We start from the raw sequence: 14,461 nt of genomic DNA on the forward strand, positions 1-14,461 counted from the left end.
GAGGCTGGATAGGAAGGACACGGACCGGCGCCCGGGGAGGGGTCGGCCGACCTGACTGCGTCCGTGGGGGACTGGCCGTGCGCCGCACGCTTTCGTTGATCACTTCTCTGGTCGTTCTGCTGACCGTCGGAACGCAGGAGGCGAGCGCGTTCACCGCCGCCAACGCTCCGACCCCGACGGTCAAACCGAGCACGCCGCAGCAGGGCAGCGGTGACCCCAGCCGTGGCAGCCACACGGTGCCGTCCTCACAGACCAGGAAGGACGGCGGCGCGCCCGGGGAGTCCGTGCACCAGCCGGGCCAGGGCGAGCTGCCCGAGGCCAAGGCCGTGCCGGCCGACAGCACCGAACACCCTTCGGGCGACGGGAAACGTCGGTCCCTGGTCAAGGGCGAGGCTGTCACCCCGCCACCGTTCGAACGCCACCCCGGCGCTGCGACACCCGGCAGCCCGCAGAGCGGCACTGCTGCCCAGCCGCCCGCCGCACCGCAGAACACGGGCAAGGACGGAAAGGCCGCGAAGCAGGGCGCCGCAGACTCGGTACCGCCCGCAGGCGAGGACCTCCAGGCACGCAACGACGCCACCCCTGGCACTGGCGTGCCCGGCCTGGCGGCTGAGGGCGTCGAGGTTGCGGGTGCCCGTACCGACACGACCTCGCTCTACCAGAACCCGGACGGCACCAAGACCCTTCGCGTCTATCCGCGGCCCGTGCATTACCGCAAGGCCGACGGCATCTGGGACGACATCAACACGAACTTCGCCCTCGACCGCGCGGGCCGCTGGACCGAACAAGCCAACACCCAGCAGGCCACTTTCGCCGCCAAGTCCGACGACCGCACGCTGGTGAGTTGGGCGCCGGCCGACGGCTTGCTGGTCTCCTACGGCCTGCAGGACGCTGCTCAGGTGCGCGGTGTGGTCGACGGCGACACTCTCACGTACCCCTTGGCGCGCCCCGCGAGCGACGTGGTCTACAACGGCCTCGCGCAGGGCGTGAAGGAGTCCCTGGTCCTGCACGACACGACCGCCCCGACCAGCTGGGTCTTTCCGCTTCACCTCACCGGACTGGTCCCGGCGATCGGCCCCGACGGCGAGGTCCAGTTCAAGGATGCTTCCGGAGTGGTGAAGGCGACCATCCCGCACGGCTTCATGACCGACTCAAAGATCGATTCCGCCTCCGGGGACGGTGTGGTCAGCGACCGGGTGAGCTACAGCCTGGTCGACGTCAACGGTGCCCCCGCCCTGCGAATGGACTTGGACGAGGCCTGGCTGCACGACCCCAAGCGCGTCTTCCCGGTCACCGTGGACCCGTCGACCACCAGCATCGGGGTCGGCAAGTCGACGTTCGTGCGGTCGGACCAGACGGCGAATTTCTCCACCGACCCGCTCCTGCGCGTCGGCACGTCCGACTGGGGTGCCTCGAAGGTCAACAGCTACCTCTACTTCCCGGACGTGGCCGGGGCTCTGAAGAACAACTATCTGCACGCCGTCACCCTCAACCTGAACAACACTCACTCCTACGAGTGCTCGTCGCACCCGGTCTACGTCAACCAGATCACCAGCTCATGGGACCCGGCGACGATCAACCGCTACCCCGGTGTGTCGATCGGCCAGCAGCTGGGTACTGCCAGTTTCTCTGCGGGTGACACCTGTGGCGGCGCAATGTGGAAGGAGCTCGATCTGGGCCGAAACCACAACGACCCCGGCGTCCAGCTGGTCGAGAGCTGGGCCCGTGGCGGTGACAACTACGGCCTCGCGCTGACGGCCAGCACCACCGACTCCAACCACTGGAAGAAGTTCTCCAGCGCTAACAGCGCCTACCCGCCCTACCTGTCGATCGTCTACAGCGACTGGGCCGCCACCTACGCGCCCGCCGACAGTTACATGCCGCCGACCTACAACACGCCCGGCTACCAGCAGGTCACCCTGACGAACACCGGGGCCAACTACTGGAACTGGCAGAGCATGCAGGTCAAGGCCCGTCTGTTCGACACCAACTGGAACGAGCAGTGGTTCGATGCGCCCCTCACCGGGGTGTCCGGGCTGGTCAGGACCTACGAATCGGTCACCGTCAACGGGGTCATTCCGCCGCTGCCGCTGGGGCGGGAGTACTACCTGTGCTGGGACGGGTACGTCGGGGGGACGGGCTCCCTGCACGACAACTACTGGATTCCCTTCGGAAATTGCACCACCGTCCACGACGCCAATACCGCACCCCAGCTGGACGTCCTGGCTCCGCCACACAACACCGTGATCGGCAGCCTCACCCCGCAGCTCTACGCCACCGGACACGACCCAGACAACTTCCCCGGCAACGGCCTGGAATACGACTTCCGGGTCTACACCAACCCGTCCTCGGGGGACCCTCAGCTGATCGTGGAGTCGGGTTGGCAGCCCAGCACCTCGTGGGCCGTGCCACCGGGCAAGCTCGCCTGGAACACCAGCTACCTGTGGAACGCCAAGGTCAGCGACCATACCGGGGAGAGCCCCCTGTCCAGCACGGTGTCCTTCTCCACCCAGGTCCAGCAACCGGTGATCACCTCCCACATGGGTGGCGCGGTCGGTGACGGGGCCGGGCGCCCATTCGATGCCAAGGTGGGTAACTACACCACGGCGGCGACCGACGCGGACGTCAAGAGCATCGGCCCGGCCCTGGTGGTCAACCGCTCGTACAACTCGCTCGACCCGCGTACTTCGACGCTGTTCGGCAACGGCTGGACCTCCAACTTCGACATGCGGGTCCAGCCCGACGACGACGGTACCGGCTCCGTGGTCCTGACCACCGCCAGCGGTCGCGCCGCCCGCTTCGGGGCCGACCCGAGCAGCGGGGCCGTGTACACGCCGCCGCCGGGCGAGTTCCAGTCCCTCAGTAAGGTCCAGGCCGGCTTCGACCTGATGGCCAAGGACGGCACCCGCTATGAGTTCCACACCCAGTCCGGCAGCGGCTACGTCCTGTCCACGGTGCGCGACGTGGCCGGGCGCATCCAGCAGCTGAGCTACATCAACGGCGCCCTGGCCACGGTGACGGACACCTCCTCGGGCCGCGCCCTGCACTTTGAATGGTCCGCCGGGAACCGGCACGTGGCCAAGGTCTACACCGACCCGGCCACCGGGACGGACTGGAACACCGCGCAGACCTGGACGTACACCTACAACACGAACAACGCCGACGAGCTGGACCAGGTCTGCGCACCGGCGACCGGCGGAAACACCGCCCGGTCCTGTACCACCTACTCGTACACCACCGGCTCGCACCTGCGCTCGGCCGTCCTGGACTCCGCTCCGGCGTCGTACTGGCGGCTCGGGGAGAAGACGGGAGACACCGCCGCCAGCGAGATGGCCGAGAATCAGGGCAACGACAACGCCCGCTACTCCGGTACCGGAGTCACCCTCGGCACGCCTGGCCCGACCGTGTCGGGCGCCACCGCCGCCACCTTCGACGGTTCCTCCGGGTTCGCCGGACTCCCGCAGAGCGTCCTGGACACTTCCTCGTACACCTCGGTCGGCCTCTGGTTCAAGACCTCCAGCTGGGGCGTGCTGTTCAGCTACCAGGCGGACCCCTTCCCGGGCAACGGAAGCACGCCCGCGAACTACACCCCCGCGCTGTACGTCGGCCAGTCCGGTTACCTGCACGGCAAGTTCTGGAACGGACCGTCCCGCACCCTCGACTCCAGCAGGACGGTCAACGACGGCAAGTGGCACTTCGCCCTGCTCTCCGCCGAGGGCTCCACCCAGACCCTCTACCTGGACGGTGAGGCCCAGGGCACCCTTCCGGGAGCGATCATCGCGCCTGGCCAGCGCTCCGAGGCCGTCGGTGGCGGCTTCCTCAGCGGGACCTGGCCCGACAACCCGTACGACAACACCGGACACGCCAACTACTTCAACGGCAGCATCAGCGACGTCGCCTTCTACAACCGCGCCCTGGGCGACCCGGCCGTCAAGTCCCTGTGGCAGGCGGGAAGCCAGCCGTCCGCCGCGCTCACCGGCATAAAGCTCTCCTCGGGCAAGACCCGGCTGGCCGTCAGCTACGACGCTGTCAACGACCGGGCAGCCAAGGTGACCGATGAGAACGGCGGCACCTGGTCGCTCAACCAGCCCACGGTGACAGGGTCCTCCCAGGCGTACCGGGGCACTGTCATGGGCTCCCGGCCCAACGGATACTGGCGGCTGTCCGACGGAGCCGGCGTGCAGGCCGCGAACCAGGTATACACCCCGAGGCCGACACCCAACAACGGCAACTACGCCAATGTCGAACTCGGTTCGCCCGGCCCGATGCCCGGTTCGTCCGGCTCGGCGACCTTCGACGGAAGTACGTCCTGGGCGGAACTTCCCGCTGCCTACGCCCCGCAGAACGGCCCCGGTGCGCTCGCCCTGTGGTTTCGCACGGACCGCGCCGGCGTGCTGCTCTCGTACCAGTCGTTCCCGGTCAACGGCACCCCCAACGGCACCACCGACCGCTGGAACCCGGCCCTGTACGTCGACAGCAACGGCAGGCTGCGCGCCCAGCTGTGGATGGGCGATGTCGGGCAGACCCTGGCCAGCGGAGTCCCCGTCAACGACAACAAGTGGCACTTCGCGGTGATCTCCGCCGACAGCCAGACCAGTCAGACCCTCTACCTCGACGGATCACCCGTCGCCGGGCCATTGAACGGCACGATCGCCCCCAACGGCACCGACCACGTGTTCCTCGGCGCAGGCAACGTCACCGGCGGCTGGCCACAGGCGCCGGCCGACCGGGCGGGCCACTTCAAGGGCCAGCTCGCCGACGTGGCCGCCTATCCGCACGGCCTGAGCGCCGCCACGATCTCCTCGCTCTACCAGCTCGCCACCGCCTCCAGTGCCACCCAGTACGACGACGCCGTGGTGGACAGCAAGCCCACCGGCTACTGGCGCCTCGGCGATACCGCCGGTAACCAGGCCACCGAGCTGATCTCCTCGGCCGCGCTCGCCCAGAACCGCGGCAGCTACGACAACACCACCTGCTGCCAGCCCGGGCCCTGGGCGTCCGGCACGTCCGCCGCCACCAGCTTCAACGGCACCAACGCATACGTCCAGCTGCCCGCCAACACCTCTCCCAAGCACTGGGGCGCGGCGACCGTCGAACTCTGGTTCAAGACCACCGCTCCCGGCGTGCTGTACGGCTACCAGTCCTTCCCTCTCGACGGGAAGCCAAACGGCTCGACCGACCGCTGGAACCCGGCGCTCTACATCGGTTCGGACAAGAAGCTCTACGGCACCCTGTGGACCGGCTCGGCCAACAACGCCCTGGTCTCGGCGACCACGGTCGCCGACGGCGCCTGGCACCACGTGGCCCTGGCCGGCGACGGCTCCGGCCAGACCCTCTACCTGGACGGTTCCCCCACCGCTACCAGCACCACGGCGCTGCCCATCACCTACAACGGGTCGGAGTACGCCTTCCTCGGTGCCGGCTGGACCGGTGGCGGCTGGCCGAACGCACCGTCGGACCAGGTCGGTTACTTCAACGGCGCCATCGCCGACTTCTCGATCTTCCGGTACCGGCTCACCAAGGACACGGTCTCCGGCCACTACAACCGCGCGACCTCCGCCGCCGTGGTCGGCGGCATGGACGCGGCGAGCGCCTACCGCACCAAGGTGATCCAGGACAGCGCCGTCGGCTACTGGCGCCTCAACGACCCGTCCGGTTCGTACGCCGCGAGCCAGCTCGGATCCGCCCGCCCGGACGTCAACGCCGGCAACCTGACCGACGTCCTGTTGAACGGTTCCGGTCCCTCCAACGATCCCAACCAGAGATCGGCAGTGTTCAACGGCACCACCTCGCACATCCAACTCCCATCCGACGCCGCCCCTGTCCGAGGTTCGGCCAGCATCGAGCTGTGGTTCAAGACCACCAGCGGGGGGCCGCTGTACAGCTACCAGGACTTCCCTGTGGGCAGCGACACGCGCGGGAGCTGGAACCCGGCCCTCTACGTCGGTTCGGACGGCCGCATCCACGGCGAGTTCTGGATGGGCTCGGGCGCCACCATGACCTCCGACCGGACAGTCAACGACGGCAAGTGGCACCACGTCGTCCTCGCTGCCGACGACAGCGGCCAGACCATCTACATCGACGGGCAGACCAGCGCCTCCGACACCAGCGGGCGCGAGATCACCTTCAATGGCACGCCGTACGTCTACCTCGGCGCCGGTACCACCTCCGGCTGGCCCGAGGGCGGTGCCGACCACTTCACGGGAAACATCGCGGAAGCCTCCTACTACACCAGCCGACTCGACGCCGCCACGGTGGCCGCCCACTACAAGGCCATGGGCGACGGCGGAACTGCCATGCCGGTCACCACCGCTGTCGTCACGGACCCGGGTGGCTTCAAGCTGACCTACCAGTACGACACTCGCTCCTCCCGGTTGCTTTCCCGCAGCGACGGCTACGGCAACACCACGCGCTACAGTTATGACACCGTCGGCTACCTCTATGCCGTCAGCGACCCCAATGGGCACACCATCACCACCGGGCACGACGCGCGCGGCAACACGGTCTCCCGGACCACCTGCCGCGGCGCCGGGAGCTGCCAGACCAGCTACGCCACGTACTTCCTGGACAACGGCAACCCGTTCAACCCGGCCAACGACAAGATCCTCACCTCCAGTGACGCGCGATCCTCGGGGCCGAGCGACACCGCCTACACCATCCGCTACACATACGACGCCCAGGGCCAGCTGGCCTCCACCACCAGCCCGGCCACGCTCGACTTCCCCAAGGGCCGGGTCAGCTACATCCTGCGCACCGACGCCACCACTCCCGCGCAGGACAGCGGAACCGCGCCGATCGGGCTCGTGCGAGTCCAGACCGGCCTGCTCGACGCGGTCGCTTACCCGGACCCGGGTAAGGCCCCCGCCGACCAGCAGACCACCTACACCTACCGGAACAACGGCGACCTGGCCGTCGTCATCCCGCCGTTGCGCTCCGCGATCACCTATGGATACGACAACCTCGGCCGCACGACCAGCCAGTCGTTCAGCTGCGACGACTGCCCAGGAGGCAGCGCCGATGCGCCCCGGGTTTTGAAGACCGACTACACCTGGGACGGCCAGGGCAACCAGGTCACCCGCACCGACCCGTACACCACCGACGCTGTCACCGGAACCAAGCACACCCGGCGGACCACCTCCGCCTACGACCTCGATGGCAACCAGGTCGGTCAGACCGTCGCCGACACCACCGGCGGAGACCAGCCGCGCACCACGACCTGGACGTACGAGAGCGACACCAGCCGGGTGAAGCAGGTCAAGGACCCTGGCGGCCACCTCACCTCCTACACCTACGACCGCTACGGCAACGTCGCCACCCGGACCGACCCGGCCGGCACCACCTACAGCTACAGCCACTCGCCGATGGGCCAGCTGCAGCAGACTGCCGTCAGCAACTACACCGGCAGCAGCGCGACACCGACCGCACCACGCTGGCAGGTCATCGGCTCGCTCGGCTACGACCCGGCAGGCCGCCTCGCCACCGACACCGACGGGATGGGGCGCACCACCCACACCTACTACAACGACGACAACACCGTCGCCGAGGTGGACCTGGACGGCTACCACAACTCCGACGGCACGCTTCGCAACGTGGTGCTCCAGCAGAACACCTACGACAATGCGGGTCATCTCACCCAGCAGGTGACCGGCGGCGGCAAGATCACGACCGTGACCGCCTATGACGCGGCCGGCCGGGTCACCCGCACAACCGTCGACCCCGGCGGCCTCAACCGCACCACCGCCTATACCTACGACGTGGCCAACCGGCCGACCAGCGTGGTGAGCAGCGGAGGTGCCGATGCGAGCACGGCCCAGACCGACTACGCCTACGACGTCACCGGGAACCTGCTCAAGCAGACCGCCCGCAACCAGCCCACCGACTCGGTGGTCACGTACGGCTACAACAGCCGTGGCCTGCGTACCAGGACCATCAGCCCCAACGGCAACGCAGACGGCGCCGACCCGGTGGTCTACACCAGCAGCGTCGGCTACGACGAGGCCGGCCGGCCCACCGTCAGCACCGGCCCGCTGATCAGCGCCGAGGCCTACGACCCGGCAACCCGCGGTAGCAAGCCCCAGCAGGTTCGTCCGATCGGCCGGACCGGCTACGACACCTTCGGCCAGACGACCTCGCAGGTCGATGCTCTGGGCAACACCGTCACCTACACCTACGACCTGGACGGCAACCGGATCGCCGTGGCCGGCGCCGCCTACACCGACCCGCAGTCCGGCAGCATGATCACCCCGACCTCCACGGTCGAGTACGACGCGCTCGGCCGGCCCGTCACCAGTGTCGTCGACCCGACCGGTCTCAAGCTGACCCACACCGTGCGGTACGACCAGTTCGGCAACATCGTGCGGACCACCCTCCCGCCGAGCGGAGGCGTCACCGCGCCGACCGTCACCAAGTCCTATGACCTCGACGGCGAACTGCTTTCCGTCACCGGCCCGACGGGCGCGGTCAGCCAGTCGACCTACGACGACCTCGGACGGCGCATCACCAGCACCCAGCTGGAGCGCTACCCGGCCGCGGCCGCCTACACCTCCACCTTCACCTATGACGACGCGGGCAACCAGCTGACCTCCACGACGCCCGGCGGCGCCGTGAGCAAGGCGAGCTACAACGCCGTCGGCCAGGTGCTCAGCGCTACCGACCCGGCCGGGGCCACCATCCGCCAGGCCTACGACGGCCTCGGCCGGACCAGCCGGGTGACCAAGGCCGACGGCACCGCGCTCATCAACGGCTACGATCGGCTCGGGCGGACGCTGAGCACCACCGATCTGGACACCACGGGGGCCGCCGTCGCCACCCAGTACGGCACCTACGACCTGGAGGGCAACGTCCTCAGCGCCACCGACAAGGTGGCTAGCAGCGCCGACATCGGCGCGCACGCACGGCAGTTCAGCTACAACCCGGCCGGACTGCCGGTCCAGCAGAGCGAACCCGTGGCCGCCGGTCAGACGATCACCACGTCCACTGGCTACGACGCCGGCGGGCGCAAGACCCGCTGGACCAACGGGAAGAACATCCCGGTCTACTACACGTACAACTCGCTCGGGCTCCCCGAGTCGACCGTCGAACCGGCCACCACGGCCCACCCCACGGCCGCCGAAGGGTTGTTCACCACCAGCTACGACGCAGCCGGACGGGCCGTCTCCCTGACCGAGCCGGGAGGGGTGGTGCGCCGCCGCAGCTACGACGGCGCGGGCAACCTCACCCAAGAGACCGCCATGGGCGCCGAGGTGGCGACCCCGAACCGTACCCTCGGCTACGACGCCGCCGGGCGGCTGATATCCGTTGGCACCCCCGGCACGACCCCCGACACCTACACTTACAACGACCGCGGCCAACTGCTCACTTCGGCGGGTCCCGGCGGCACCGGAAACTACACCTACAACAGCGACAGCCGGATGACCGCCCGCTCCGACGCGGCCGGTACCACCTCGTTCGGCTACAGCGCGGCCGGGCAACTCACCAGCGCCACCGACCCGCTCACCGGCGCCACCGTCGGCTACGACTACGACACGGCCGGTCGCCTCACCACCGAGCGCTACGGCACCGGCGGCGGCACCCGCAACTACGGGTACGACAACCTCGGCCGACTCCGCGACGACACCGTCAAGAACCCGAGCGGGGCGACAGTCGCCTCGATCGGCTACGGCTACGACCTCAACAACCGGCTGGCGTCGAAGACGACAACCGGCACGGCCGGGGCCGCCACCAACCAGTACGGTTACGACCTGGCCGGGCGCCTCACCAGCTGGAACAACGACACCACCGCCACCGCGTACACCTGGGACACGGCCGGCAACCGCACTTCGGCGGGTGGCGTCACCTCCACCTTCGACGAGCGCAACGAGCTGCTGAACGACGGCACAACGACCTACAGCTACTCGGCTCGTGGCACGTTGAGGAGCAGCACAGCCAAGGACTCCCAGCCCAAGGACGTCCAGTTCGACGGCTTCGACCGGATGGTCAAGGAGGGACCGTCCACCTACACCTACGACTCGACCGACCGCGTTGCCCAAGCAGGGAACACCACCTTCACCTACGACGGCGGCTCCAACAACGTCGTCACCGACGGCACTGCCAGCTACACCCGCACCCCCGGCGGCCGGATCCTCGGCACGGCAGCGGCAAGCGCAACGCCCAACCCGCGCCTGGTGATCAGTGACCAGCACACCGACGTGGTCGCCACCATCGACCTCTCGGGGAAGAGCGTCGCCGGCTCGACGGCCTACGACCCCTTCGGCAAGCCCACGGCGAGCGCCGGTGCCACCAACTCCCTGGGCTACCAGGGCGGGTGGACCGACCCGGCCTCGGGCGACGTCAACATGGCCGCCCGCTGGTACCACCCCGGCAGCGGCACCTTCGCCTCCCGAGACTCCTGGCAGCTAAGCGCCAACCCGTCCATCCAGGGGAACCGGTTCACCTATGGCAACGGGGACCCGGTTGACCTGGCCGACCCGTCAGGGCACAATCCCTGCCGCTACATACCTCTCCCGTTGTGGCTGTATCGAGTTGAGTGTGAAGCCGCCAGATGGGTATTCGAAGATGAGACCGAGAACCACATCTATAAGCTTGATGGGCCGCAGATCAACTGCGACAAGTACTGGTGGACGACTGACTGCGGCGGCAGCGGATACCACAGCAACCCGGCCCCGACTTCCGGACCGCCGGAGGCTCCGATCAACATCCTCGGCCCGATTCCCGGCCGCGGCGGCCCTGGAAACGGAGGCGGCGGCCGGAGCAATCCGGGCCCGCACCACAAGCGCCCCGCCCCGCGCACGCCTGGGCCCACCCTTCCCCGGCCCAAACCGCCGACAGACTCCCGCCCGACCAACGACAACGATCGCCCGCATGCCAACCCCAACCCGATCGACTTCTTCACCGACACCATCGTCACCGTCGGTGCTGCCGTCGTCACGACCGTCGTTGTCGAAGGCGTTCCGGTGGTGGTCGGCACTGCTACCACGGTTGGCTCCGGCATCGTCGCTGGCACTGACGCCCTGATTGACCTCGGTAATGACCTTCTCAGGCCCCCACCGGCATCGCAAAATGAGCCTCTTCCGATTCCGTTGCCGCTTCCTATCGGTCGCACTGGCGGTCGGACGCAGGAGGATGACGAGTCCTGTGGCGACAGCGCAGGGACCAACGTACACGGCAACATCACTTACCTTCCGAGGGAGCGCTTCCGGCCAGGCTTGGATGGATGCCGTGCCACGGGAGCCTATGGCCGCTTCAATTCACCTCAGGACTTGGAAGACGGAACACCAACAGCTTGGAACTCCCGTGACTTCCCCGAAATGGTCACACCGCCTGACTTCTGGAAGTTGCCAGACTGTAAGGGGTGTCGCGCACGAGGGCATGACATGGGCCGGCAGTTCGGTGGGTCTGGAACGGACCTCCGAAACCTCGTGCCGTTGTTCGGCAAGGCCAATCTGGAAATGAGTAAGATCGAGAATAAGATTGCCGATGAGGTTCGGTCGGGGAGGCAGCGAGTCAACTATGAGGTGAACAACGTCTACGGCCCGAACCTGACAGGGATCCCAGCGGCAATTCACTTGCAGGCAAAGGGCAGTGAAGGCCTCGATGTTGACTGCTACATTGTGAACGTTCAGGACTACAAGAGCGTCTGCTCTTCTGAGAGGTATGGAAGGTGACGAGATGGATGCTTCTCTTCGGTTGCTCATGGGGCCACCGCAGCGGCTGGTGCCTAGCTGTCCGGAGGCGTGGCGGGAAATCGAGCAGTGGGTTGGTCGCCCGTTGCCTGAAGACTACAAGGAATTTGTTGATGAATATGGGGATTGTCGAATCATGGAGTTCCTGGCGATCCCTCATCCCGAAGGGAGGAACCGCCTGATCGATTCTATGGTTGACGATCGAGAATTCCTCGATGTTATGGCAGATCAGTACCGCGACCGGTCGGGGAATCTCCCGTTCGATCCCTCTGGGGCGGTCGGTTGGGCAAGTCACGACTATGACGGGGATGGTTGCTATCTCTTGCCACGCGAGAGCGGGAAATGGGCAGTTATGGTCGCCTTTAGGCAGCGCCGCATGGTGCTGATCGAAGAAGATGGATTTACAGCATTTATGGTTCGCCTGCTTGGCAAGGAGAGGGTTCCGCAAGGATGGCCGGTGGTGGAACCTCTCTGGCGTTCGATTGAAGAATCGCCTGTGATCTAAATCTAAGCCCTTGAGCTGGGCTTCGATTAAGGTGAGAGAAGAGAGAGTTATTGTGGCTTCGTTGCTTACCTGGCCAGCTCTGAGTGTGTGCGAACTAGCTGCTCGGAGAACTTGCGAGAAAGAGACTTGGTCACTCGCTCATGTCGACCAGGCGCCCTGCTTTCGGTGCGCGGAGCCTTGACCTGCCAGCGGGACAATGTCTGCAGGCTTCTGATTCAGTGCGGCCGCAAGGGTGGTTGGCAGTTCGCTGAACTGTAGACCGTTCATCCTTGCCGGTATTCTGGAGGTGGCTCTGGCGTGCAGCGTTCCGCGCACCAGGGCCACCGTGTGATGTCGATCATTTTTCCATATTGAACACTGCGGTGACGGGCGCGTGGTCGCTCCAGCGCTCGGCGTGAGAGGCTGGCCGTTCAACGTAGGCCTCGATGCATTTCTTGGCGAGGTTTCCAGTAGAGGTAATTAGGTCGATCCTCCAGCGGAACGACACCTTTTCGAAAAAGGTCCACCCGTTCGAGTGTGAAGTGTTCGAGGGTGTCTGCTGGCCTGGGCGGTAGGGGACCTCCTGTGAGCATCATGACGGCTTCGGCGCCGGTTCGGGCGGTGGTGGGTTCGCGTGTCTCGGACACGCACGGGGACGAAGGCAAGGTCTCGCACCTGGTCCAGGCAGAGTCGGCGACCCGGCATGCGGTCTCGAAGGCGTGGGAGATCGTCGGGTCCTTCGAGGACCTGGACGTCTCCGCTCAGATCACGCCGTGGAAGCGTCCAGACCTGGGGCCATGGCTGACCGAGCGGCAGGGCGAGTGGGATGCCATGGTGTGGGCCAAGGTGGACCGGGCGTTCCGGTCCGCGAAGGACTGTGCGGACGTGGCGCACTGGGCGGAGGAGAACCACAAGGTCCTGGTCTTCACCGACGACGGCATCACCCTGGACTACCGCGAGGGCCGCGAGTCGTCGTTCGGGAACGAGCTGGCCAAGACTTTCCTGATGCTGGCGTCGATCTTCGCGGAGATGGAGCTCAAGCGGATCAAGGCCCGCGTCACCGCTGCGCACAAGCACCTGCGCAAGACGGACCGGTGGGCGGGCGGGCAGCCGCCGTACGGGTACCGGATCGTCGACCGTCCCGGCGGCGGCCGCACACTCGAACCGGACCCGGTGACGTCCGAGGCCGTGCGGTACATGGGCAAGCTCCTGCTGGAGGGGCAGAGTCAGTGGATGATCGCCACGGCCCTGGAAGCCGCCGGCTTCGACACACCGGCGACCCACGCGTACAAGAACCAGGGCGACAGCTACACGAGCAAGCGCAAGACGCCGCCGTCGAACCATTGGAATCCCACCAGCGTGGGCAAGATCCTGCGCTCGCCGGCGACGATGGGCCTGAAACTGACCGGACGCTCCGTGAAGGCCCGCAAGATCGCCCGCGACGCCAAGGGCCTGCCGATCCGGATGGCCAAGCCCCTCTTCACCGAGGAGGAATGGGCCGCGATCCAGGCGGCGATGGACGAGCGGTCGGTCACGAAGGAGCGCTCGAACGGAGCCTCGCCCTGGCTCGGCGTGGCGCACTGCGACCGCTGCGGCGACCGGTTCTACCGGCAGGTGAACCTCGCCAAGAACGGCAAGGTCTACGAGTACTACCGGTGTGCGAAGACGGCCGGCAAGCCCGCCTGCAAGGGCCAGTCCGTCAAGGGCGAGCGCGTCACCGCCGCGATCACCGCTCTGGTGGAGCGCTTGGCCGGGCTGGCGATGACGGTGCGCAGGTTTATCCCCGGCGAGGATCACACCGAGCAGCTCAACCACGTCACCCAGGCCATGAAGGACTTGCGCGAGGAGAAGCGCCGCAACCTGTTCGACTACCCCGGCGGCGACGACGAGTACTCGGAAGCCCTCGAAGTCCTCGTCGACGAACGCCGCCGCCTCGCCGCCCTCCCACAACGCCCCTCCGCCTGGGTCGAGGTCGAGACCGGCCAGACCTTCGCCGACGCCTGGGCTCAGGCCGACCAGGAACACCGTCGCCAACTCCTCCTCGGCCTCAAGGCCCGCCTCTACATGACACCCACTATCGAGGGCTGGTACCTACCCGCCGAACTCGAAGCACGAATAGCGAAACTGGAGTGCACCGGAAGCCCGGCATAGCTTGGGTGGTCTGGATCCTTCTCCATATTGGCTGTCTCATGATCAGACGTGAGGCTGGGCAGCGGCAGCGGCAGCGGAGCGTGGGGACAGCGGCAGAAATGAGGCACGTGCGAGTGAGCCTTTGTGAGGTGCATGTTGCTGTCGG

Annotated in this window: 3 protein-coding genes and 1 pseudogene; 3 read left to right on the forward strand and 1 reads right to left on the reverse strand. The window is 67.0% G+C overall.

The genetic code is table 11. From position 1 onward, the window contains the following. Window positions 1-77 precede the first annotated feature (77 nt). On the forward strand, window positions 78-11,663 hold the full coding sequence (locus ABZ449_RS22545) for a LamG-like jellyroll fold domain-containing protein (RefSeq protein WP_360348597.1): 11,586 nt from the start codon (window positions 78-80) through the stop codon (window positions 11,661-11,663). Further along, a complete protein-coding gene (locus ABZ449_RS22550) occupies window positions 11,653-12,186 on the forward strand; it encodes an SMI1/KNR4 family protein (RefSeq protein WP_360348600.1) in 534 nt (177 codons plus the stop codon). The genes ABZ449_RS22545 and ABZ449_RS22550 overlap by 11 nt, the downstream gene beginning before the upstream one ends. A gap of 337 nt (window positions 12,187-12,523) precedes the next feature. On the opposite strand, the pseudogene ABZ449_RS22555 reads toward ABZ449_RS22550, so the two are convergent. Continuing rightward, window positions 12,524-12,661: pseudogene (locus ABZ449_RS22555) on the reverse strand (exodeoxyribonuclease III); the annotation flags it as partial. Between the two features lie 125 nt (window positions 12,662-12,786). Between ABZ449_RS22555 and ABZ449_RS22560 the strand changes: the two are divergent. Next, window positions 12,787-14,316: a recombinase family protein gene (locus tag ABZ449_RS22560; protein WP_360348603.1), complete on the forward strand. Its 1,530-nt coding sequence runs from the start codon at window positions 12,787-12,789 to the stop codon at window positions 14,314-14,316. Window positions 14,317-14,461: the final 145 nt, after the last annotated feature.

The sequence above is a fragment of the Kitasatospora sp. NPDC005856 genome, assembly GCF_040629945.1.
Classification (GTDB): domain Bacteria; phylum Actinomycetota; class Actinomycetes; order Streptomycetales; family Streptomycetaceae; genus Kitasatospora.

Bases quoted from the DNA above. Each gene is read 5' to 3' on its own strand.
- ABZ449_RS22550 (WP_360348600.1), top strand. From the start codon at position 11,653: ATGGAAGGTGACGAGATGGATGCTTCTCTTCGGTTGCTCATGGGGCCA.